This is a genomic window from Rosettibacter primus, from assembly GCF_036860675.1.
Classification (GTDB): Bacteria; Bacteroidota; Ignavibacteria; order Ignavibacteriales; family Melioribacteraceae; genus Rosettibacter; species Rosettibacter primus.
The window spans coordinates 122,570-145,491 of record NZ_JAYKGK010000008.1 but is presented as its reverse complement, the minus strand read 5'-3'; the positions used below and the strand labels follow the sequence as shown (position 1 = coordinate 145,491).

The following is a 22,922-nucleotide window of genomic DNA, read 5'->3' as shown; positions in this document are numbered from 1 at the left end:
GCGAAGCGATGATGAAGAATCTCATTAAGACAAAAAATGGAATTAGATTCTTCGTCGTTTACCATTTGGCGGACTCCTCAGAATGACATGAAAGAAAAATACAGTCATTCTGAATGGAGCGAAGCGATGATGAAGAATCTCATTAAGACAAAAAATGGAATTAGATTCTTCGTAGTCCACCTATTGGTGAGACTCTTCAGAATAACAAATTAGGAAGTTTAACACAGTTATTCTTAGAAATATAGAATTTATTTTTAAGACTGGTCAACATTTAGTTGACTTATATGATAATGAAAAAAATAAAAATGATTCTGATAAATTAAAGTCCCTCTCTTTCTTAGAGATGGACTATAGGGAGAGTTCATAACAATGATTAAATATAAAGAAAAGAGCAAATAAAGTTCTTTGAAATTAAGAATCTTCACTCATGTTCTAAATTTTTTGAAACTATAAAAAAATAGAATAAAAACTCAGGATGCTAAAAGGAAATAATTTATGGAGTCATTAACTGATGTTGTATCTAAAGGGAAAATTTTAATTTCTGATGGAGCCTGGGGGACACTTCTTCAAAGAAGAGGGCTTCAACCTGGTGAATGCCCAGAACTCTGGAATGTAACTCACGAAGACGATGTTTATGCAATTGCTAAAAGTTATATTGACGCTGGAGCAGACATAATTTTAACAAACAGCTTTGGAGGTAGTCCAACAAAATTGAAACATTATGGATTAGATAGCAGAGCCAGTGAATTAAATTATAAAGCTGCATTAATTTCAAGAAAAGCTGCTGGAGATAATCATTATGTTCTTGGTTCAATTGGTCCAACTGGGATTTTGTTAATGATGGGAGAAGTTTCTGAATCTGAACTATATGAAGGATTCGCTATCCAAGCTGAGGCACTCATGAGAGGTGGTGCCGATGCAATTTTAATTGAGACTATGACGGACATCGATGAAGCAAAAATTGCAATTAAAGCAGCGAAAGATACTACTAATTTAATAGTTATATGCACATTTACTTTTGAAAAAACTCTATCAGGTGAATTCAAAACTATGATGGGAATTACTCCCACACAGATGACAAAAATTATAAAAGAAGTAGGAGCTGATATTATCGGCACAAATTGTGGGAATGGCTTTGACCAGATGATTGAAATTGTTAAAGAAATTAGAAGCGTTGATTCTTCAATTCCAATTCTTGTTCATGCTAATGCAGGGAAACCAATTTATAAAGATGGAATTACAATCTTTCCTGAAACACCAGAATATATGGCATCGAGAGTTCAGCTTTTAATCGATAGCGGGGCTAATATAATTGGTGGATGCTGTGGAACTACTCCAACCCATATTTCAGCTATTGCAAATGTAATCAGGAATCTTGGATGATTATTGAGAAAGAAATAGACAACGATACTTTTGAACTTTTAATAAATCCAAAATTAATTTCTATAAAGAAAAATAATATTGTTGAAATTATTGGTTACAATAATTTCCCTGAAGAATTTGAAAAATTGCTTGATGATATAATTGGTGAATTGAAAAAGAAATTTCAAATAAAAACAGGTTATAAAATTTTTGATTATAAACCTGCAAGAAGTGAAGATGGAATAATAATCTCTGATATTTTCTTTAAGACTGATAGAATTGTTAAATCCCAATTAAACAATATTGAGAAAGTTGCAATATTTGTTTTGACCATTGGTAGGGAAATTGAAAATTGGATTAAAGAATTAAATGATAAAGGAGAAATTCTTTTAAGCTATCTGGTAGATATTACTGCATCAGAAGCAGCTGAAAATGTTGCTGATTTACTACATGACTACCTGAAAGAAAAAATGAAAAATCAGGGCTTAAATGTTACGAATCGCTACAGTCCCGGCTATTGTAATTGGTCTGTTTCTGAACAACATAAACTCTTTTCACTTTTGCCTGAAAATTTTTGCGGAATAAAATTAACCGATTCAGCATTAATGATTCCAATAAAATCAATTAGTGGAATAATTGGAATTGGTAAAAATGCAAAGTGGAAAGAATATCTATGTGATAAATGCGGTGTAAAAGATTGTACGTATAGAATTAAGATGAAGGCTAAGAAAAAAATAACATAATCGCTCAAAGCGAAATGGGAAATTTTTATTATGGGTTTTTATGACGAATAAAAATTTTTTGCAAAAAAATTAGATAACTTAATACCTAATCTTTTCTCTTAAAAAGAGAATGGGAAATTAAAGTCCCTCTCTTTTTAAGAAGGGGAATTAGGGTGATTTTGTTACAATGATTAAATAAAGAAAAAAACAAATAAAGCTCTTTGAAATTATAAAATCATTTTAGATTCTTCGTCGACCGCCATTTGGCGGTCTCCTCAGAATGACATGAAAGAATAATACAGTCATTCTGAATGGAGCGAAGCGTAATGAAGAATCTCTTTAAAACGAAAAATTGGCATGAGATTCTTCTTCTGCCAAATGGCAGACCTAGAATAACAATAAAAGAAATACACAAAAAATATTCATAACAAAGAGATTATGTTATAATTAGTATAACTCAACCCAACTCTCGTCAGAGCCAGATGAGGTCTGCCGAGCTTCTCTTAAGAAGATAAAGGCATAAGAACATGATAAGTCCCTCTCTTTCTTAGAGATGGACTATAGGGAGAGTTAATAACAATGATTAAATATAAAGAAAAGAGCAAATAAAGTTCTTTGAAATTATGAATTCATTTTAGATTCTTCGTCCACCATTTGGCAGACTCCTCAGAATGACAATCAAAAAAATAAAGAAGACATTCTGGCCTAGCAATTGGTGGGAAAGAATCTTTCATAAAATTTTTGGTAGTGAATAAAATCTTTTGTAAGCAAAATGCTCTTATTAAAATAAGATTACTCTCCACCTGACCTTTTCTCTTGAAATAGAAGGAGAGATTAAGTTCCTCTCTTTTTAAGAGATGGAATAAGGGTGAGTTCAAATAATAAATTGTAAAAAATGTAAAGTATTACATTGAATCGCAGAGTTTTAATTTGTTTTCTAAACTTTAGGCTCTATACAAAAGCAATTTTTTGTTTTTCATCAGATATTGTTTGTAGAAATGAGTGGAAGCATTCTATTTTGATGAATAAATAAACTAAATAATTAACAGGAGTAAAAAAATGACTGACCAACAATGGGAAAAATTAAAAAAAGTAATTAACGGAGAAGTTTTGCAACCATTGCCTATGGCATTTATTATTGATAGTCCATGGCTTCCGAATTGGTTTGGTATCAAAATAATCGAATATTTTTCGAGTGAAGAGCTCTGGTTCAAAGCAAATTTAAAAGCAATTAATAATTTCCCCGATGTAATTTTTTTACCAGGGTTCTGGTCCGAATTTGGTATGTGTACAGAACCATCTGCATTTGGTGTAAAATGTACTTTCCCGCCTGATGAATTCCCATTTGCTCACAAAATCATTCGTTCAGTTGATGATATTGATTCACTCGAACAGCCAAATCCTAAAACTGATGGATTATTGCCTTTTATGCTGAATCGATTGAAGATTATGCTGCCAAGAATTGAAGATGCTGGACACAAAATTCGTTTTGCTGTTGCACGCGGCCCTCTTAATATTGCAAGTTATTTAATGGGTTCAACTGAATTTCTTACAACAATGATGATGCAGCCAGATAAAACACATTTATTACTCAGAAAAATAACTGATTATTTAAAGGATTGGCTCCAGCTTCAAATGGAAACTTTTCTCTCTATTGATGGAATTTTCCTTCTTGATGATATAATTGGTTTTATGGGTGAAAATGAGTTCAAAGAATTTGGTCTTCCTTATTTCAAAGAATTATTTAATGAAAATGTTTCGGTTAAATTTTTACACAATGATGCCCCATGCAGAATTTCTGCACCGTATCTTCCAGAAATGGGTGTAAATCTTTTCAATATGGGTTTTGATGTTTCATTAAACGAATTAAAAGAACTTACTCAAAATAAAGTTACACTTGTTGGCAACATTCCTCCAAGAGATGTTTTAGCAAATGGTTCTCAAGAAGATGTAAGCAATGCAGTAGTTAATTTAATTAATTCATTAAAAGACAAGTCAAGAATAATTTTATCTTGTGGTGGTGGTATGCCTCCAGGAGTTACTACTGATAATATACTTACGTTTATTGAGACAGTTAAGAATATAAAATAATTAGAAAATGTTCCGGGAAAATTTCCATGAAAACTTCTTATTATAATCTACAAAAAATATTTTTTGCATCGACTTTATTTCTGATAATGGTTCATATATGCTTATTTGCGCAAACAAAAAAAGATATTGTTTATGGCAATCTAATCCTGTTTAATGATAATGGTCTCTGGTGCTGGTTTCAGGATGAAAGATGTATTGTGGACACAATAAATAGTAAATTAATTCTTGGCAGTGTTGCAAATCTAAATGGATTTGACGGTTCATCAAGAAGCGGTCTAATCGAAGCTGTAATTTTTGATATTAAAACTCGTTTATTAAATCGTTATGAACTTGGTAAATTAAGCAACGACGACCATAATGCTCCTGCATTTTTAATTCGTCCCGATGGTAAGTATATCGCAATGTTTTCTGACCATTATGATAAATACAAAAATCGTTACAGAATTTTTGATGGTATATCATGGTCACCTCAATTAGCTTATGATTGGACTAAAAGACCTGGCGGAACAGATTATACAATTGCATATAACAATCTTTATTATCTTTCTGCAGAAAAAAGAATGTATAATTTTTCAAGAGCAAATCATCGCAGTCCTAATTTTATTGTTTCTGATGATCAAGGAGATACATGGACTTTTGGCGGTCAATTAACTACTAATTCGAGTAATTCTTACAACAAAGGATATTATAAATATTGGAGCAATGGAATTGATAGAATTGATTTTATTTTTACAGAACAACATCCAAGGGATACTCTTACAAGTATTTATCATGGATATATAAAAAATGGGAAAGCCTTCAAGTCTGATGGAACTCAAGTAGATGATGATATTTACGATACTACTTTTATTCCAGCATACTGGCATTTTACAAAAGTATTTAGTAACGGGACCAAAATTGGGAATAATACTTTTTATCGCTGCTGGCAATCGGATTTGATGAGGTATGATGATGGCACAATTGCAGCAATTATAACTGCAAGAATGAACCAAAGTGAAAGTTTTGGTTATCCAGATAATAATGTTAATCCAGAACATGCTTTTATCTATTGTCGTTATGATGGGCAGAAGTGGTCTTATACTTTTTTAACAAAAGCTGGTTTGAAATTTTATGCATCCGAAGCTGATTATGTTGGATTAGGTGCTTTATCTCCAAACGACCCTAATACAATTTATATTTCTACACCTTATGATCCCCGCGATACTACAGTAAAATTAAATGTTCGTGAAATTTTTAAAGGTGTGACTATTGACAATGGAACTACATGGTCATGGGAACCAATTACACAAAATTCGACCCGTGATAATATTCGTCCAATCGTTCCTTCCTGGAACAAAGATAACGTTGCATTGCTGTGGTGTCGTGGTACATATACTTCAGCTCAAAGTTATGATGCCGCTGTAGTTGGGATAATTGAAAGAAAAAATGAAAAAATTTCTAAAAAGAATTATATAGATGCATCGATCGTAAATACATTTTTAGAAGATGGTTCTCCTATTGTGATAACTGGTCCAGATTCAAATTCAGGAGCTGCAGATAATAAATGGCATCTTAGAACAGGTTATGGAAATAATAATACAATTTTTACTTCCTCAGAAATAAGAGGTGAAAATGCTCCAGTCATTAAAACAAAAATTACAGTTCCTGAAAATGGAACTTATGATATCTGGGTGAACTTCTGGGCTAATCCTTCTGCTGATTGGAGAATTAAATCTGGATTATCATTAGATAATATGCAGACTTATCGACACATAGCTTGTCAATCTGTTGACGAAAATGATTATGAGGTGCCTTTAACTGCCAATCAATCAAATTATTTTCTCTATCAAGCTTATGTTGGAAGAATTGTAATTAATGATGACCTTTCTTTTTATATCTACATTGATGATAACGCAATTAGAACCGGGACAACAAATACATTAACTGGTGATTTAACTCGCACATGGTATGATGGAATAAGCTATGCAAAGGTCGACACAAATGGAACAGTTGATGTTGAAGAAAATAATTTTATTCCAAAAGAATTTGTATTATATCAGAATTATCCTAATCCATTTAATCCATCAACAAAAATTACTTATGAATTATCGAAAGCAAGTTTTGTAACATTAAAAGTCTATGATGTACTTGGCCGAGAAGTAGTAACTCTAATAAATCAACATCAAAATCCTGGGAGACATGAAGCCATTTTTAATGCAAGTCATTTATCAAGCGGTGTTTATTTTTATACATTGAATGCTGATAATAACTTCATTGCAACTAAAAAAATGATTTTAATTCGTTAAGTTAAACTATCAATTTTCAGGAGAGGATAATTATTATGAGATCAATAAAATTATTTTTGATGGTATTATTTTTATTCATCAATCAGTTATTCAGTCAAAGCATCAATACGAAAGGTATTATTGTAGAAAAGATTGCAGATGGATTTCAATTTGTAGAAGGACCCGTTTGGAAAGATGGTGCATTATATTTCAGTGATATTCCGGCAAATACAATTTATCGATGGAAACCTGATTCGGGTATTTCAGTTTTTTTAAAACCTTCAGGAAATTCTAATGGATTGGCTTTAGATAAAAATGGAAATCTTTTATTAGCTCAACATGGATTGCGGCAGGTTGCAAGATTAGAAAAAAATGGAACATTAACACCACTTGCAACTCATTACGACGGGAAAAGATTAAACAGCCCAAATGATATTGCTGTTAAATCTGATGGCTCAATATTCTTTACCGACCCTCCTTATGGAATTAATTCAAGCCAGGAAGAACTTCGCTTTTATGGAATCTATAGAATTAGTGTGTCGGGTAATTTGCAATTACTGGATAAGTCTCTATTTAGACCTAATGGAATTGCATTTTCACCTGATGAAAAAAAATTATATGTAAGTGATTCAGAAGCGCGCATCATTTATGTATGGGATGTAATTTCTGATTCAACAATAGCGAATAAAAAAAGATTTGCCAGCATGGCTCCTCAAGGTTATGCAGATGGTATGAAAGTAGATAAATATGGATTTATATTTGAAGCCGGACCAATTGGTATATGGGTTTTTAGTCCTGAGGGAACTGTAGTTGATACAATTCCTATTCCTGGTCAAACAACAAACTGCTGCTTCGGTGAAGATGGAAGAACTTTGTTTGTAACTTCTGGCAATGCAGTTTATCGTGTAAAAAATATTTATACAGATATTCAAGAAGAAGAAAAATTAGATTCAAAATCTTTCCAGCTTAATTATAATTATCCTAATCCTTTCAATAATGAAACAATAATTTCATACTCAATAAAAGAACCAGCTTTTGTAAAATTAATTTTATTTGATGAATTAGGACGAAAAGTTCAAACACTCATAAATGAATATCAAAGTGCTAATACTTATCGTGTTTCTTTTAATGCTGAAAATCTATCCAGCGGAGTTTATTTTTATCAACTTTCAGCGAACAATAAATATTCTGAAACTAAGAAAATGATTTTGATTAGATAATTATATGATTAAACATACAATAATATTGTTGTTTCTTTTAGTCACATTAACAGAAACAAAAAGTCAATCTGATAAAATTGATAGATATGCTCTCGTGCATCGGCATATCCCAGTAATTACGAAAGCAGATTCACTTTCTCCATTTTCAGTTGGAAACGGCAAGTTTACCTTTACAGTTGATTTTACAGGCTTACAAACATTTTCTGATTATTATGAAAATGGAATCCCTCTGTGCACTCAATCCGAGTGGGGCTGGCATTCTTTCCCAAATGAATTTAATTACAAGTTGGAAGATACATTCGAATATTATGAGACTTATGGCAGAAAAGTTCCTTATGCATCAAAACAAAATTCATCTGCAGGAGAATGGTTAAGAGCTAATCCGCATAGGATTAATTTAGGGAGAATTGGACTTCGAATTTTAAATTTGGATTCAACAGAAATAAAATTATCAGATGTAAAAAATATTCATCAAGAAGAAAACATATGGGAAGGAATAATTAAAAGTTCTTTTGATGTTAATGATAAAAATGTCTTTATTGAAACAGCGTGTCATCCTCAAATAGACCAGATTGCAGTTCGTATTAAATCCAATTTATTGAATGAGAAAAGAATTGCTGTAAAATTTATGTTCCCATATGGTTCTGGAGCATGGGGTAAAAATGCTTCTGATTGGGAAAGTCCTAATAAGCATTTTTCAGAAATTATTCTGATGAACAAAAATTATGTATTGTTAAAAAGAACAATTGATACAACTAAATATTATGTTGCAATTCAATGGAATAAAAATGCTGTATTTGAACAAAAATCCAAACATCATTTTTTGCTTTCAATAAAAGATGAAAATGAATTTGAATTTTCTGTGAAATTTTCTTCGGACAGTATTAAAGGAAAATTGCTTAATCCTGATGAAGTATTTGAATTATCAAGAAATCACTGGAAGAATTTCTGGATGACTGGAGGTACAATAGATTTTTCAAAATGCAGTGACCCTCGTGCTTTTGAATTAGAGCGAAGAATTGTTTTATCAAGATATTTAACTGCAATCCAATGCGGAGGAGATTATCCGCCACAAGAAACTGGACTGACTTTTAACAGCTGGTATGGAAAATTTCATCTTGAAATGAGCTGGTGGCATTTGGTTCATTTTGTGTTGTGGGGACACCCAGAATTTTTAGAGAAAAAATTAAACTGGTATGAAAAAATTTTACCGAGTGCAAAACAAAATGCAGAACTACAAGGTTATAAAGGTGCACGATGGCCTAAAATGGTTTCAATTGATGGAAGAGAAAATCCTTCTAAGGTTGGTGTGTTTTTAATCTGGCAGCAGCCTCATCCAATTTATTTTGCTGAACTTTTATATCAGTATCATCAAGATGATTCAATTCTTTATAAATATAAAAATATTGTTTTTGAAACTGCAGAATTTCTTTCTTCATATGCAATATGGGATGAAAAAAATAAAAGATATGTTTTAGGTCCTCCTTTAATTCCAGCTCAAGAAATTTATAAACCAGAAGTGACAATTAATCCAACTTTTGAGTTATCGTATTGGTCCTTTGGATTAAAGACAGCACAAAAATGGAGAGAACGATTAGGACTTGGCAAAAATGAAAATTGGGAACATATAATTGAGAATCTGTCAAAGCTGCCGGTAAAAAATAGTTTGTATCAAAATGCAGAAAACGCAATGAATACTTTTGAAGATGAATATCACAGAAATGATCATCCAACATTATTAGCTGCTTTTGGAATGATACCAAATGACAATATTGATAAAGATATAATGCGCAACACGCTAAAAAAAGTTTTAGAATACTGGAATTGGGAAAAAACCTGGGGCTGGGATTATCCAATGATTGCAATGACAGCAGCAAGAATTGGTGAACCTGAATTAGCTGTTGATGCTTTGTTAATGAATGTGAAAAAGAATACTTATTTAATAAATGGTCATAATTATCAGGATGAAAGACTGCCAATTTATTTACCCGGCAATGGAGGTTTGTTGACTGCAGTTGCAATGATGGCAGCTGGCTGGGATGGTGCGCCAAAAATTGCTGCACCCGGTTTCCCAAAAAATGGAAAATGGAAAATAAAAGTAGATGGTATTAAGTCATTGCCCTGATTAAAAAATTATTAACTAAAAGGGAGAATAAAATGAAGAACCAAAAAGGTTTTACCAGAAGAAATTTTATTAAATCAATTGGTATTGCGTCGACTGGGTTGATGCTATCGCCATATATTTCACCAAAAAAATTGTTTGCTGAGTCTCTATATGAATTCAAAACAAAAGTTGCTATTACAAAAGCAAATAATTATGACAGAAATTATGTCAAACAAAAAGTTCAGTTTTTATTTGAACAGATTGGCGGTATTAATGATTTGTTCAAAAATGGTAAAAGGGTTGCTGTAAAAATAAATCTTACTGGTGGTTCTGGATCAGCTTTTAGTTCAAAGTTAAAAGGCGTTGATATTAGGGAAGCAATGTGGACTCATCCAGAAGTTATGCGTGCTACTTTAGAATTAATAATTGACAGTGGTGTAAATCCAAAAGATATATTTATAGTAGAAGCTTTATGGGATGATGCATCATTTAATAACTTTGGTTATAAAGATATTCAAAATAATCTTGGAGTGAATTTTATTGACTTAAATAAACCAGAGCCTTATTCAGATTTTATTGAAAAATCTGTTGGTAATGATAAATTTTATTATAGTTCATTTAAATTCAACAAAATCCTTGATGAAGTTGATTTATTTGTTTCTATCCCCAAATTAAAACATCATTACGAAGCAGGCTATACTGGATCAATAAAAAATCATGTTGGAATTGTACCAAAACAACTTTATACTTTACCAAATGATAGTTCAAGAAGAGGTGCTTTACATCAAGAGGGTGGACCTTCTAATACTCATTTACCAAAATCAATATGTGATTTACTTTTAGCTCAACCAATCCATCTTTCTGTTATTGATGGAATTAAAAACGCAATTGGTGGTGAAGGTGTTTGGAATCCAACATTTCAACCAGCACAGTATAATGTTTTAATTGCGGGAAAAGACTGCGTAGCCACTGATAGTGTTGGTGCTTATATAATGGGACGCGACCCTTCTAAACCAAAATTACAATTGCCAGGAGGAGGTGAATGCGATAATCATCTTTATATGTTAAATCAAAAAGGATTTGGAATTAACAATCTTTCTGAAATTGAAATTGTAGGTGATGGGAAAGATTTAATTACCTCTGTAAATGAGATTAGTATCACTTTACCAGATGAATATCAACTTTTACAGAATTTCCCAAATCCATTTAATCCATCAACCAGAATTAATTTTTATTTGCCTAAAAATGATTTTGTTACTTTGAAAATCTATGATGTTACAGGAAGGGAAATAAAAACAATAATTAACAAACAAATTCCTGCAGGTTATCATGAAGTTGTTTTTGATGCAGATGGATTAACCTCTGGAATTTATATTTATAGAATTATTACCGATAATTTTACTGATGCAAAGAAAATGATTTATATGAAATGAGTAAGGTAAATGCCGCCAAATTATCTAACTGTTTTTAGTGTTAATGTTTCAAAGATGCTGATATAAATAGTTGAATAGAAATTTTACTTAATAATAAATTTTAATTGATAATTGACTTAATAAAATATGTCAAATTAATCTAGTAAAAACTATGTTGACTTCAATTCACAAAGAAGAAAAAATTCTTTTACAAGCACTAAAATATGCACATCAAAATAAGCGTAGGCTTGTTGCTCCTCTTGTAGGCTTTCCTGGATTAAAATTGGTAAATTCAACAATTAAACTTGCTCAACAAAATTATTATGAACATTTTAAAGTCATTAAAGCTAATGTTGATGCTTTTCACCTGGATGCTGTTTTTCCATTAATGGATTTATCTGTTGAAGCAAATGCTTTGGGGAGGTATACGATTTTTCCAGTTAATGAATCCGCTACAGTAGTTAATGAAGATTTTACAATTGATGATTTAGAAAAGATAAAAGATGTTGACATTAGATATGACACAAGATTATTAGGTTATGTAGAAACAGTAAAGTTGATGAACATTTATCTGCCAAAAGAAATATTGAGAGGAGCTTATGTAACCGGCCCTTACACTTTAGCCGGTCTTTTATTAGGTGCAACGAATGCTGCTACTTATTCAATTACTAATCCTGAATTTCTTACTTTAGTTTGTGAAGTCGTAATCGAAAAAATACTTGATTATGTAAGACTATTAATTTCAGCAGGGGCACAAATTATTTGTGTTTTAGAACCAAGTGCAGTTATGTTGAGTCCAGATGCTTTTGACAATTTTTCAAAAAAATATGTAAGAAGAATAAGTAAATTATGTGATGATACTCCAATATCGGTTGTATATCATATATGTGGGAATTCAATGCATTTAATCGAAAAAATGTGCGAAGCTGATGTAAATGCTCTAAGTCTCGATTCAGAAGAAGCTAATGTGGATTTAGTTTCTGCAATTAATAAAATTCCAGATGATGTAATTGTTATTGGAAATATTTGTCCAACTGGCAAAATATTAAATGGCAAACCTGAAGATGTTAAAAATGAAGTTAAAGATTTACTAATTAAGATGGGACCATATTCCAATTTTATTTTAAGCACAGGGTGTGATTTGCCTCAGGAAGTTCCAATAGAAAATATAAAAGCATTTATGGAAACTGGGCGGAGTTACAAAATCAAATAAATTGTTAATGGGAAGTCTAAATTTTTCAAAGTAGTTAATTTGAACAGACAGTAAAAGAATTGTAAGATTTATATGGTAAAAAATAACTTATCGTGTTACTTAAAAACAATTTAGCTCGACTTTTTTCTATTGATGCTCATTAGAAATTTTTTTTCTGGCAATAATTCTGAGCTTAACACATATGTTGTTTGATAATTTTATGTTTTATACTTCATAACATTTGTAACAAAAGTTTGCTATTTGAAATGTTTTAATTCAGGAAGAAGAATGATGCGCCCTGGGGCAATGTTTAATAAGATTGTTGATGAGATGAAGAGAATAAATTTTTAATAGTTAACGTGACTCTGGTTTGCGAAGTCCCGAAGGGATTTGCGAATCCCGTCAGAAATGACGCAAATCTGAAGTTAGCCGAAGTCGCTCATTCATTTTTTATCAGATTACTTTTAGGTACCCAACCTTCTTCGTAATTCTTATCCCTTCTACACCATATCCAGCCATTTATTTCCCTAGTCCCATCTACTTGCTCTCCTTCTTCAACATCTAATTCCTTGGCAGTATAATCTTTTTCTACTATTCCATATTCACCTGTTTTCCTAATAATCTGTTCTGGGACCCATCCTTCTTGTGATGAGTTTAACTTATAACAGTATAACCAGTTTGGCCAATCTTCTGGCCCATCATATTTTTTACCTAATTTAATTTTCTCGCCCTTTTTTATAGTAATTGGGTCTGAATAATTGCTTTTGTATCTTTTAATAACGGTATATTTCATACATAAACCCTTCTATCGGTAATGGATTTTACCTAACGGTTGACGCTATGGCAAGTGCGGGATTAAATTGTTGCTCAACTGTCTGCCAACACAAATGTATGTAAATATTTCAAATGTTTCAACGAACACGCAAACCCGCATTTGCTGTAGCGTTTGTTAGCCACAGCTTTTTATTGAAGCAATTTTTCTTGAATTTTTTCGAGATTTGAATCTATTGTGTCAAGATTAATAACATATGTTTTTGTCCCCGAAGTTCGAAGTTGCTCAATATAGGAAACTATTCCATTATAACTTTCCTGCATCGCCTTTATCTCTTCTTGAAACATATTTTTCAAATGAACTTGAGAATTCAAATGAATTAATAGTTCGGGAATATTTTTGAAAATTTCTTGCATTTGGTCTTTCTCAATTCCCAAATTGCTCTTTCTTCTGATAATAGTTTCTTTCAAAGCAGTTGCAATTTGGTATGCTTTCACTTTACTGTTAATCAGCGTTTTTTCAAGTTCATATTTAATATTTAATTCTTTTTTATATTCCTCGATTCTCCTAAGATAATCTAATTTCACAGATTCTATTTTATCCGTAATCTCTTTAATATCTTCCTATGTCGCAAGATTTTTCCCTTTTTCGGAATAATAGCTTTTGATTAAAATCAAATAGAGTCCTAATAAAATGATTATAGAATCCAAAATTAGTCTTGCAATATCAATATTTTCGAGTTTTCTTTAAAATTGTGGATAACGTTTAATAAAAGCACGCAGCACAGTTTGCCTCTATCAAACAACCAATTCTTCCTCGCGGCAAACTGTGTTGAGCGACCACAATAATTCTCTATCAGTAAAGGGAGCGTCGTACTTTTGGTTGTAATGCAAAGCTGATGCGTCATTTCAATCCTTCGATGATTTGGGACAACGATAAAACCTTTGCGTACCCCTTGCGAAGGACTTTCAACTCAGGTTCCTGCAAGGATGGATCGTCTGTCGCCGTGACATCACTACCAAAGATGACTTTGAATCCTCGTTCATACGCTTGGCGAGCAGTAGTACCACAACAAAAGTTCGTCAGTGTACCGGATATGATCACCGTATCCTTTTGGAGATTTTTGAGAATGGTTTCCAAGGGTGTGTCATAGAAGGCACCATACGACGGTTTGTGGATGACGATGTCATTCTGCATTGGTGCCAATTCGTGCCATATTTTTCCTTCTTTGAACCACGACGGGTCGCCTTTGTCAAGTAGATGATAACGATTTGGCATCGAAGCGCCAGTCTTTGGACGATCAAGGTAATGATGTGTATTGGCAAAGGAGGTGAATATGATTGGAATACTCTTCAATCTGCAGTGATCGATAAGGGTCTTGATGCGAGGGACCTGCTCGGTTGCCTCTGGCACCCAGTACGGAGTCCATTCTGGTTTCACAAACTCATCTTGCATATCGATCACGAGCAGGGCACATTTGCTCGGATCAATCTCAAAATGTGCATTGCCCTCATCATAGGCCTTCTTCGCAAGGGCAAGAACCTCTTCCTTTGTGAATGAATTTGATTTCATCTAGTAATCCTGTAATTTGATTTATCTGTTGCAACAGTTTCGCCTAAACGGTTGCAGCTTGGCGTAGTGGGGGATTTTTAGCACGAAAGTTCAATCAAAGAACTTCACTTGAACCTACCACAAAACTGTCATACGAAGCACTGCACCCGCCATTACGTCAAACCGCTGTTATGCGTTCGTTGTTCTTGTCTTTCTATTCGTGAACTTGGCACGCTTCAAGAATATTTCCATCTGGGTCGTAGAAGAAAAAATAATTCACAAAACCGTCATCAATAACTTCCCCAACTTTTATACCCTTTTCCTTTAATTCTTGATTTGCAGTATTTGCATCAAGTGTTTTGAATATTGGATAAGAAGAAGTGTCGGGATTGTTTTGAATGATTTTTTCTGTTTGCCAAATGGTCAAACTTGTCGGACTACCGGTATCAAAAACTACGAGTTTTAAATTAGGGTCGTCCCAAATTGGTTTGAGGTCTAATTTTTCTTGATACCACTTCTTAGATATTTCTATGTTAGAAACTCGTACAATTATTGTATCAATTCCTTGTAATGACATTTTACTTTCCATTTCGTTGATTTTTAAATTGAATTTAATACTGCTAAAATGTCGTCACCAAATCTTGCGATTTTCTGTCCAAAAAAAACCTTTGATTTTTGAAAGTTCATCCAATGTCTGTGGTTTTACTTTTGAAATTGTCATTAATTCTGTGTTGTTGCAAATCATAAAGTTTGGTATGTTTAGATTAGTTGCTTTGTCTTGTCTTCACTGTTTTAATGTTGCAAAAATTCTTTTTTCTTCGTCTGTTAGTTCGTTCTCGTCTGTAATTGAGATTTTGACTGATGTTATTTCATCTTTCTCAGTTTCTTGGTCTTCGTAGAAAACTAGTATTGACCAAAAGTTAGGTTGTCCGTTCATGAGTTCGGTTGTAGTTTTCTTAACTGTCACACTGTCCAAGAAGTTGTTTAAGTTGTCTGGGTCAGTTTGAAAGTTCTCTTTTGTCAGTCTTATATGAAAAACTTTTACTTTCATAAGTCCAATTTTATAAAATTTATCGCAACTCGTCAGTCGTATCGCAGACGATTTTTTAGTCGTCCGATACAATGACGCACAGCTGTTTACTTTAGACATATCAATAGTAATTTGATCCAGCGATAATCTAAATATTTTGTTCCGGGATAGAAGTAATAAGTATCTGATTACATATATACAAGATCTTATGTCCAGCTACCGCTATCTGATACAAAACCTTTTTCATCAAATTCCTGCCAGCTTCCTGAACCATCTGCTTTCCATTCAATGTGCATTGATTTGTATAAACCACTTGTTATTCCACTGGTGTACTCTTCATAAAGATCCAAAGAACCACTCCCATCAGGATTGTTTATTAATATTATTCTTTGAATCACCTTACCATTATTATAGTATTCTATTGTGCCGGTCTTTTTACCCTGAGAATCTACAGCATAAGAAAATTTATTTTCTATTGTTTTACTATCCGAATCATAAAACTCCCAGTTACCAGTTTTTCCATCAGCACTTACAATGCCTTTCCATACAACCCAATTATTAAATTGATTTCCATAATTATCTGTACCATTGTAAGTACATTTCCAGTTATAACTTCCGTCACTCTTTTTTTCGGTTTCTACTGTAATTGTTAAATTAACTTGTTGAATAACCCATTTCCAGATATTTCCGTTTTTTTGTGCGGGAGTCATACTAAATGAAGAAGCAAACAGAAACATTGAATTAAAGCTGGTTGCAAAAGAAGATGCTGCTTGAGCGTGAAATGTTGGATCTGTATTTGTTTTTGATGGCCCTGTAAATAAAATTGATTGTATTTGCGGCGTGATATTTGAGTCCTGCCCGGGTTCTGTTGGAGAATTTTCATTTTTATCACAGGCGGTAATAATAAATAATAAGGCTAGAACAAAAATAAAGTTTTTCATTATATTCTATTTTTTATTTCACTTTGCAATAAAACTAAAAAATATGTTACTAAACTTCAAATTAAATTCTGATTAAGATTTGATAGCAGCGTTCTAAAAACTGTATAAGATTAATAAAATAAAGAGGCATTTACCCTCATAAATTTGTAAAAACAAAAATTGGGAATCCATTCCTTTGGAATAGGTTAAATGTCCATGGAACTAATAACACAAATAAACGCAGAGTTAAACAGCAAGATTGTATTTTCATAAATTGCAGAACATAAAAAATGTAATTAGCAATAAGGAGAAAAAATCAGAGATACTAAATGATGCCTCAAAAGTTTTTAAGTCATTAAGTTACCAAGAGTATTTGGCTAGGAGGAAATAGTTTATAAATAAATATAAAAACAAGGAACCTGAGGTTCTCAGAGTTTTAAAGAATGGTGAATTAATAAAAACTAAATTCTCTTTAGATGTTCAACTTTATCATTTAATTAATACAACACCACCAATAGATAGAATGTTTAGAGAGGTTCACAGAAGAACTAATTTCAAAAATTCCCTGTAATCGTTTAAAGTAAGGTTCTCATCATACTCCTTTCATACGTTGTATGGCGGCGAAGTAACAATTAGATGAATGCTGTTATCTGGTAATTCATCCATTTTTTCACTTGTTTTGCAAAAGATTTTATCCAGGAATTCAGAGGGGATAGGGTTTTATACATATTTGATTGACTCTTCCTTAGGCAATCCTTCGTATAGTCTGCTTGTATAAAAAGGACTTGAATCATGATTGATTCTTCCTGGAGAACCAAAAGTACTTGTTTTCGTACCATTTTTTCTTCGATTAAATTCCATTTAAGTCCTCCCTCCACAACTCAACCCATCTTTTATAGGAATTAAACTCTATATCCGTTCTTAGCCAGTTTACTGGAATACTCTTTGACTCACCATCTCTCGTCAAACTCGATAATGCCTCTTTAGTAATTTCAACACCTCTAGGATTTGTTCCGGGTTTTGGAAGTTTGATATAATTTTGTCTGCCCATTCTATCAAAAAGCCTCTTTTGGGCATCCAATGGGATGTAATAAAATCCTACAGCGTCATTCCAGTTGATTTGAACAAGCAGAATATCACAATGAGGATAATAGCTTTCATTAAATTCTTTCGTTTTCTGAGCATCAACCGTCCATATCAATTTAACGCCACCGAAACTCTTACCTGTTATTGTCTTAATGGATACTGATTCTCCAAATTATTTTGCTTCTACTTCTGGTTCGGTTATAGGAATCTCAGTTTCAACATTTACTTTGCCAAATTTATAAACAAGCAAAGCTACGATTATCCTTTCTCGAATTGAGCCAACCTCCATTCCTGTTTTGCCTGCTCTTGAATTTTCTACTTCTGCAAGTTGGAACAAATAGGGTAAACGTCTTTTTATCTTCTCAACAAGCCTTTCTGTCTTCATATATTTCTATTAAACGTGTAGACACTTTTTATTCCTCCATTCTTTTGTAGGCGAAATTGCGTATAACAATCGAGTGTTGTGCCGTAAGGGATTGCGGTGTAATTTCCTGGCTACCGACACGAAAGTTTGAGCGGGCCACAACACTTGAATTCCCACTAATACCTTTTAATTACATATACACGTGGTTAGCGTTTCGTGCTTTTTCATTTCATCTTTACAAATTTATATACTTCGCTCCAACTTGGTTCTTTTCCTGTGAGCAAAATAGATACTCTGAAAATCTTTGCCGCAATTTTTCGAAGCAGATAAAAAGTTAAAAGCAATATCAAAAATGAACCTATCAATTGCCAGATTCCAACTTCTGTTATTGCCCATCGCATTGGCATTGAGGTAGCAGATGTCAATGGAAACCAGGAAAGAAAAACTGATAAACCACTATCAGGGTCTCGGGTTACCAAAAAAGATGCCATCACAAAAACCGCGGGCAACATCATAAGTGAACTTTTACTTGAATTATTTGGGTCAGTAATAACAGAAGCTATGGCAGCAAGTATCGCATTCCAAATTAATACGCCAATTAAGGCAAAAGGTAAAAACAAAGCTATTGATGGAAAATGCAGGTACTCAAGTATTGTTAAAACAGAAGCTCCTGTAAATTGAAAATATATTATTCCACCCAAAATAAATAATAAAGAATAAGTTATCATAGAAGAGATTCCGGTTAGTGTAATTCCCAGAATTTTTCCATCCATCCAAACTTGCGGACTAATAGCTGATACAATCTGCTCGGTTATTCTAAGTTGTTTCTCGCCGGTTATTGCGGTAAACTGATAAGCAAAACTAAGAAACACAGCCAATATCATTAAACCGGCAAAAAAGTAAGAGAGAATTAATCTGTTACTTGAATTGTCCTTAATAATGAATGTTTCTTTGGTTGATGCGGGCGATAACACAGAAGCTAGCTGTTCAGCACTTAAACCTAACTTTTGCATTTCAATCTGTTGATGATAAATATCAAGATATGTCTTAAGCTTCTTTATATCCTTGTTGTTTTTATAAGCATAAAGCTCTATTGTACCATTTTTTATATCGAGCAAAACATTGTTTTTATTCTCGTTTAATCCTTTGATAAAAATATCTTTCTCGCTGGACGCAAGCTGTCGAACCGTAAAATTATTTTTTAAAATTTCTGTTAAAGTTCCATTGTTATCATTAAGTACAAATACATTTATTTCAGGAATACTTTCAGAAAGGGCGTATTTTCCACCAAAATATAATGCAGCCGAAAGAAGCAGCATTATTATTAATCCGATTGCTTCGTTTTTGGGTTTAAAGAAGCGACTATATTCCCACCGGGTTACCGTTATTATTTGTTTTATGTAATTCATAACTAATGGTTTTTTACAAAGTAAAGAAATATATCATGCAAATCGGGTTTATGAATGTTGATATCAAAATCTCCCTCTAACTGTGCAAGGTTTGATAGTACAGTTTTCAAATCAGAGTTTTGTCCAAAAGTAAGTTTCACTATTGAATTTTCGATAACATCTATATTTTCTGCCTCCTTAAAATTCTTCAATGAGTTTTCATTCAAAGGTGATTTATAATGTAATTCGATGATCTTCTTATTCTCAAAAGTTTTGTAAATTTCTGACAAGCTTCCATTGTATAATTCTTCGCCCTTGTTTATCAGAAAAATTTTGTTGGCTATTTTCTCAACCAATTGCATCTGATGGGCACTTAATAAAATTGTCGTTCCCTGATTATTAATTTCTCTAATGAATTCAATGAACAACTCCTGATTCAAAGGATCCAATCCGGAAAATGGTTCATCGAGAATAGCAAAAATCGGCTTATGGAGAATGGAAGCTATAAACTGAATTTTTTGTTGGTTACCTTTCGAAAGAACTTGTAACTTTTCTTTGGCTCTATCAGCAAGACCAAGCCTTTCTAACCATTCAAGAGCAGATTTTTTTGCTTCTGTTTTATCCATACCTCTGATTGAAGCAAGATAAACTAATGACTTTATAATGGGTATATCAAGATAAAGACCTCTTTCTTCTGGAAGATATCCAATCTGATTGGCTTTAGGTAAGCACTGTGTATTTCCGTCTAAATTCCACTCAATCTGACCATCATCAGCTTTAATGATGTCAAGCAAAATTCTTAATGTTGTTGTTTTGCCCGCACCATTAGGTCCTAGAAAAGCGAATATATCCCCTTGATTAATCGAAAATGAGATATTGTTAAGTGCTTTAACACTAGAGAAACTTTTGCTTAATGATTTTACTCTTAGCACAGTGTTTTGCATAGAAAAAAAGTTTTTGTTTTTAACACTTACCAATTACAACATAGACAGTAATGAATTGGTATCTATTATGACTAAGAACATAAAATATTTGAACTAGGTTACCAACATTCGCACACAACCAAAATCCTGGTTAGCTAAAAAAGTGCCTTTGATTTTTCAACTTTTGTTCTACTTGAATATTTGAAAATCATACCATCAATTAAAAGTTGTAGCAGTTAAAGTATTTTTAAAAATCAAACAAATCTCCCAGAAATCCTTTCTTTTTCTTGTAGTAATAGTCTTTATCTGATGGATATCTTTTTATTTCGTTATAATCATCTTTAAAATCCTGCAAAGAACGTTCAATTATTTTATCAAGTTCTCCACGGTCAAGCCAAACTCCACGACAATCGGGACAATAATCAATTTCAATCCCTTTTCTTTCCGTCATTACAAGGTTAACTCCACAGTTTGGACATTTCATAGTTTTACCCTTTCTTTTATTTAATTTCTTTCAGTTCTATAATCTTTTGAGGTTATTAATCTTTGACTAAAATTATGATAGAGTTTCAATAAACTAAAAGAACAATGATTGATAATAATCAGCCTCGATATTAGAAAATCTCAAGTCAAATCTAAAGAAATTTTAGAATATTCGGTAGAAAATTGAATAATCATCTAAATATTAAAGTTCTTAAAGATTCTAAATCGAAATAAAATAATAAAATTATCCGCTCTTTATTAAAAAAAGAATGGCTCACAAATTCCTTAAAAAAATATTGGTCCTAAGGCTACAAAAAAATTTTTTGATTTGTTTAATTAAAGAATTTAACTTTTTGATTATTACCTTTATCAACGGATTTTAACATACAACTCAATTAGATAAAGTTTTTCAAATAAATAGAAATCAGAATTAATACATTTGTTGTTTCGAACAAAAGTCAAAAAGAATTCTGTATTCTTTCTAAAAGTTTATTTTTTGAAATTCTAATTGGCACAAGTGCTCAATAGGAATACAAAAGGCAAGTAGTAATATATACTTTGTTAAACTTTTATGTTTGCTGATATTTATAATCTTTCAATTGCATACTTTTGTAGTTCTCTTTTCTCACTGGGATTTTTTTGGACAATCATGCTATACGAATATGGCTAATATTTGGTGGCTTTTGGTCGGCCTTGCATACCGCTTCGAACAAAATATGCAATCTTAAGTATCTTATATAGCTTTAGGTTTTCGAAAAATATTGAAGCTTTAAGTGAACAAATTCTACGAATAGAACGCATATAATCTTTAATTTTTTTTCATCCTGCTATGGCATTTTTGACCTTATTAACAAGTCTGTACTTTTTATAAGGTATGCCAATAGAAATATAACGCCTAATTCGTTTTTTGGTGCATAATTAAGTGGTGTACCTTCTAACAATTCTTCTCTAATAAGAAGATTTTTATCTCTTTTAATATTTTTTCCTTACATATGTGATAGAATTCATAAAATTATTTTCTTCAACATACAATGCATTAATTTTCTATCCTATAATGTGATGGTTAAAGTTTCCAAGTAAAAATCTAAAAATTTTCTTACTCTCATGGTTTGTATCTCGCATCCTTTCCGCCATTCCATCAAACACAAAAAAGTGAAATGGTAGGACTGAATATAAGTATAATCTTCCAAGTAATCCTTTTGGACGGAATGTTGCGGTTTGAAATGTTTTAATAAAGGCGAAAAGCTATGAGTTATATTCAATGTTTAGTAAGATAATTGATGAGGAGTAGAGAAAGAATTTTATTGGTTAACGGTTTGATGCTTTACTAAGTGGCGGATTTCGGAGCTCAAAACTGTCAACATACCACAAAAGTTGATGCGAGGTAGAATGTTCAATTAACCCCTGCACCCACCATTACACCAAACCGCTGTTGCCAGTTCGTTGTTTTTCTTTTCAATTTGTTTTGCTGTCTGTCAAATGTGTATTATGAGTTCCACACTTCATTAATTTTTTCAATGTCGATTTTGTTCATACCATAGAGGGCTTTCATCACTTTTTGAGAACGGATTTTATCATCATCTTCGTCCATGTCCCACAAGAAGTTGGGTGTAATTTGCCATGAAACACCGAAACGGTCTTTTACCCAACCGCAGGGTTGTAATTCTCCATCAACAGCAAGTGAATCATATAAAATATCAATTTGTTTTTGATTGTCGCAGCTTACATAAAGCGACATGCTTTCGTGAAACTTTCCAAAATAACCACCGCCATTTACGGCAATAAATTCTTGTCCGTTCAGTAAAAAGCGAATGGTTTTAACTGAACCAACCGGTCCGGGCATCATGTCTTTGGGAACATCTGGCACATTCTGCAAATCTTTCAATTCTTCTTCTCCAAAGTGAGTGATTTTAAGAATTTTTGATTCGCCTTTTGATGAGCCAAAAGCTTGGTTGAAAATATCAACATAAAAGCGAATTGCTTCTTCGGCATTTTTCGAGAATGTCAAACAAGTGGTGATTGATTTTTGCATAGTATT

The 22,922-nt window shown here is 32.4% G+C and carries 19 protein-coding genes and 4 pseudogenes; 9 read left to right on the top strand and 14 right to left on the bottom strand.

Going from position 1 to position 22,922, the window contains the following annotated elements; genetic code table 11:
* The first annotated feature begins 495 nt into the window (after nucleotides 1-495).
* The 8 genes from VJY32_RS11115 (at nucleotide 496) to VJY32_RS11080 (ending at nucleotide 12,388) form a co-directional block, all read left to right on the top strand.
* A complete protein-coding gene (locus tag VJY32_RS11115) occupies nucleotides 496-1,383 on the top strand; it encodes a homocysteine S-methyltransferase family protein (protein WP_353677984.1) in 888 nt (295 codons plus the stop codon).
* A complete protein-coding gene (locus tag VJY32_RS11110; RefSeq protein WP_353677983.1) occupies nucleotides 1,380-2,105 on the top strand; it encodes a vitamin B12 dependent-methionine synthase activation domain-containing protein in 726 nt (241 codons plus the stop codon). The genes VJY32_RS11115 and VJY32_RS11110 overlap by 4 nt, the downstream gene beginning before the upstream one ends.
* Nucleotides 2,106-3,143: 1,038 nt before the next feature.
* A complete protein-coding gene (locus VJY32_RS11105) occupies nucleotides 3,144-4,175 on the top strand; it encodes a uroporphyrinogen decarboxylase family protein (protein WP_353677982.1) in 1,032 nt (343 codons plus the stop codon).
* Nucleotides 4,176-4,201: 26 nt separating this feature from the next.
* The gene (locus VJY32_RS11100) at nucleotides 4,202-6,460 is read left to right on the top strand and encodes a T9SS type A sorting domain-containing protein (protein WP_353677981.1); all 2,259 of its coding nucleotides are present in this window, start codon (nucleotides 4,202-4,204) and stop codon (nucleotides 6,458-6,460) included.
* A 35-nt stretch (nucleotides 6,461-6,495) separates the two neighbouring features.
* The gene (locus VJY32_RS11095) at nucleotides 6,496-7,659 is read left to right on the top strand and encodes an SMP-30/gluconolactonase/LRE family protein (protein WP_353677980.1); all 1,164 of its coding nucleotides are present in this window, start codon (nucleotides 6,496-6,498) and stop codon (nucleotides 7,657-7,659) included.
* Nucleotides 7,660-7,663: 4 nt separating this feature from the next.
* Nucleotides 7,664-9,784, top strand: a complete 2,121-nt coding sequence (locus tag VJY32_RS11090) for a glycoside hydrolase family 65 (protein ID WP_353677979.1) — start codon at nucleotides 7,664-7,666, stop codon at nucleotides 9,782-9,784.
* Nucleotides 9,785-9,816: 32 nt separating this feature from the next.
* Entirely contained in the window at nucleotides 9,817-11,196 is a 1,380-nt protein-coding gene (locus tag VJY32_RS11085) for a DUF362 domain-containing protein (RefSeq protein ID WP_353677978.1), read from the top strand.
* 151 nt (nucleotides 11,197-11,347) lie between these two features.
* Entirely contained in the window at nucleotides 11,348-12,388 is a 1,041-nt protein-coding gene (locus tag VJY32_RS11080; RefSeq protein WP_353677977.1) for a uroporphyrinogen decarboxylase family protein, read from the top strand.
* Nucleotides 12,389-12,806: 418 nt separating this feature from the next.
* Here the strand turns inward: VJY32_RS11080 and VJY32_RS11075 are convergent, their stop codons facing one another.
* The 7 genes and pseudogenes from VJY32_RS11075 to VJY32_RS11045 form a co-directional block, all read right to left on the bottom strand.
* Complete coding sequence (locus tag VJY32_RS11075; protein ID WP_353677976.1) at nucleotides 12,807-13,160, bottom strand: SH3 domain-containing protein; 354 nt, start codon at nucleotides 13,158-13,160, stop codon at nucleotides 12,807-12,809.
* A gap of 170 nt (nucleotides 13,161-13,330) precedes the next feature.
* Nucleotides 13,331-13,726, bottom strand: a complete 396-nt coding sequence (locus tag VJY32_RS11070) for a hypothetical protein (RefSeq protein ID WP_353677975.1) — start codon at nucleotides 13,724-13,726, stop codon at nucleotides 13,331-13,333.
* A 316-nt stretch (nucleotides 13,727-14,042) separates the two neighbouring features.
* Nucleotides 14,043-14,711: a cysteine hydrolase family protein gene (locus VJY32_RS11065; protein WP_353677974.1), complete on the bottom strand. Its 669-nt coding sequence runs from the start codon at nucleotides 14,709-14,711 to the stop codon at nucleotides 14,043-14,045.
* Nucleotides 14,712-14,904: 193 nt separating this feature from the next.
* Complete coding sequence (locus tag VJY32_RS11060) at nucleotides 14,905-15,267, bottom strand: VOC family protein (protein ID WP_353677973.1); 363 nt, start codon at nucleotides 15,265-15,267, stop codon at nucleotides 14,905-14,907.
* Nucleotides 15,268-15,321: 54 nt separating this feature from the next.
* Nucleotides 15,322-15,462, bottom strand: a pseudogene (locus VJY32_RS11055) (HRDC domain-containing protein); the annotation flags it as partial.
* A gap of 12 nt (nucleotides 15,463-15,474) precedes the next feature.
* The gene (locus tag VJY32_RS11050; protein WP_353677972.1) at nucleotides 15,475-15,657 is read right to left on the bottom strand and encodes a hypothetical protein; all 183 of its coding nucleotides are present in this window, start codon (nucleotides 15,655-15,657) and stop codon (nucleotides 15,475-15,477) included.
* Between the two features lie 269 nt (nucleotides 15,658-15,926).
* Complete coding sequence (locus VJY32_RS11045; protein WP_353677971.1) at nucleotides 15,927-16,661, bottom strand: hypothetical protein; 735 nt, start codon at nucleotides 16,659-16,661, stop codon at nucleotides 15,927-15,929.
* Nucleotides 16,662-16,882: 221 nt separating this feature from the next.
* Here VJY32_RS11045 and VJY32_RS14320 point away from each other — a divergent pair.
* Nucleotides 16,883-17,193, top strand: a pseudogene (locus tag VJY32_RS14320) (transposase); the annotation flags it as partial.
* 167 nt (nucleotides 17,194-17,360) lie between these two features.
* On the opposite strand, the gene VJY32_RS11040 reads toward VJY32_RS14320, so the two are convergent.
* From VJY32_RS11040 to VJY32_RS11010, 7 genes and pseudogenes are all read right to left on the bottom strand, one after another.
* Complete coding sequence (locus tag VJY32_RS11040; RefSeq protein ID WP_353677970.1) at nucleotides 17,361-17,501, bottom strand: hypothetical protein; 141 nt, start codon at nucleotides 17,499-17,501, stop codon at nucleotides 17,361-17,363.
* Nucleotides 17,491-18,111: pseudogene (locus VJY32_RS11035) on the bottom strand (ThaI family type II restriction endonuclease). The gene VJY32_RS11040 and the pseudogene VJY32_RS11035 overlap by 11 nt, the downstream one beginning before the upstream one ends.
* A 203-nt stretch (nucleotides 18,112-18,314) precedes the next feature.
* A complete protein-coding gene (locus VJY32_RS11030) occupies nucleotides 18,315-19,499 on the bottom strand; it encodes an ABC transporter permease (RefSeq protein WP_353677969.1) in 1,185 nt (394 codons plus the stop codon).
* 2 nt (nucleotides 19,500-19,501) lie between these two features.
* The gene (locus VJY32_RS11025) at nucleotides 19,502-20,410 is read right to left on the bottom strand and encodes an ABC transporter ATP-binding protein (protein ID WP_353677968.1); all 909 of its coding nucleotides are present in this window, start codon (nucleotides 20,408-20,410) and stop codon (nucleotides 19,502-19,504) included.
* A gap of 238 nt (nucleotides 20,411-20,648) precedes the next feature.
* Entirely contained in the window at nucleotides 20,649-20,885 is a 237-nt protein-coding gene (locus tag VJY32_RS11020) for a TFIIB-type zinc ribbon-containing protein (RefSeq protein ID WP_353677967.1), read from the bottom strand.
* Nucleotides 20,886-21,928: 1,043 nt separating this feature from the next.
* Nucleotides 21,929-22,105, bottom strand: a pseudogene (locus VJY32_RS11015) (DUF2867 domain-containing protein); the annotation flags it as partial.
* A 265-nt stretch (nucleotides 22,106-22,370) separates the two neighbouring features.
* Nucleotides 22,371-22,916 (bottom strand): VOC family protein, encoded by a 546-nt coding sequence (locus tag VJY32_RS11010; protein ID WP_353677966.1) that lies wholly within the window; start codon nucleotides 22,914-22,916, stop codon nucleotides 22,371-22,373.
* Nucleotides 22,917-22,922 lie beyond the last annotated feature (6 nt).

What these genes read in the sequence shown, in the direction of transcription:
- VJY32_RS11115 (WP_353677984.1), top strand. Translation starts at nt 496, where the DNA reads ATGGAGTCATTAACTGATGTTGTATCTAAAGGGAAAATTTTAATTTCT.
- VJY32_RS11110 (WP_353677983.1), top strand. Translation starts at nt 1,380, where the DNA reads ATGATTATTGAGAAAGAAATAGACAACGATACTTTTGAACTTTTAATA.
- VJY32_RS11105 (WP_353677982.1), top strand. Translation starts at nt 3,144, where the DNA reads ATGACTGACCAACAATGGGAAAAATTAAAAAAAGTAATTAACGGAGAA.
- VJY32_RS11100 (WP_353677981.1), top strand. Translation starts at nt 4,202, where the DNA reads ATGAAAACTTCTTATTATAATCTACAAAAAATATTTTTTGCATCGACT.
- VJY32_RS11095 (WP_353677980.1), top strand. Translation starts at nt 6,496, where the DNA reads ATGAGATCAATAAAATTATTTTTGATGGTATTATTTTTATTCATCAAT.
- VJY32_RS11090 (WP_353677979.1), top strand. Translation starts at nt 7,664, where the DNA reads ATGATTAAACATACAATAATATTGTTGTTTCTTTTAGTCACATTAACA.
- VJY32_RS11085 (WP_353677978.1), top strand. Translation starts at nt 9,817, where the DNA reads ATGAAGAACCAAAAAGGTTTTACCAGAAGAAATTTTATTAAATCAATT.
- VJY32_RS11080 (WP_353677977.1), top strand. Translation starts at nt 11,348, where the DNA reads ATGTTGACTTCAATTCACAAAGAAGAAAAAATTCTTTTACAAGCACTA.
- VJY32_RS11075 (WP_353677976.1), bottom strand. Translation starts at nt 13,160, where the DNA reads ATGAAATATACCGTTATTAAAAGATACAAAAGCAATTATTCAGACCCA.
- VJY32_RS11065 (WP_353677974.1), bottom strand. Translation starts at nt 14,711, where the DNA reads ATGAAATCAAATTCATTCACAAAGGAAGAGGTTCTTGCCCTTGCGAAG.
- VJY32_RS11060 (WP_353677973.1), bottom strand. Translation starts at nt 15,267, where the DNA reads ATGTCATTACAAGGAATTGATACAATAATTGTACGAGTTTCTAACATA.
- VJY32_RS11045 (WP_353677971.1), bottom strand. Translation starts at nt 16,661, where the DNA reads ATGAAAAACTTTATTTTTGTTCTAGCCTTATTATTTATTATTACCGCC.
- VJY32_RS11040 (WP_353677970.1), bottom strand. Translation starts at nt 17,501, where the DNA reads ATGGAATTTAATCGAAGAAAAAATGGTACGAAAACAAGTACTTTTGGT.
- VJY32_RS11030 (WP_353677969.1), bottom strand. Translation starts at nt 19,499, where the DNA reads ATGAATTACATAAAACAAATAATAACGGTAACCCGGTGGGAATATAGT.
- VJY32_RS11020 (WP_353677967.1), bottom strand. Translation starts at nt 20,885, where the DNA reads ATGAAATGTCCAAACTGTGGAGTTAACCTTGTAATGACGGAAAGAAAA.
- VJY32_RS11010 (WP_353677966.1), bottom strand. Translation starts at nt 22,916, where the DNA reads ATGCAAAAATCAATCACCACTTGTTTGACATTCTCGAAAAATGCCGAA.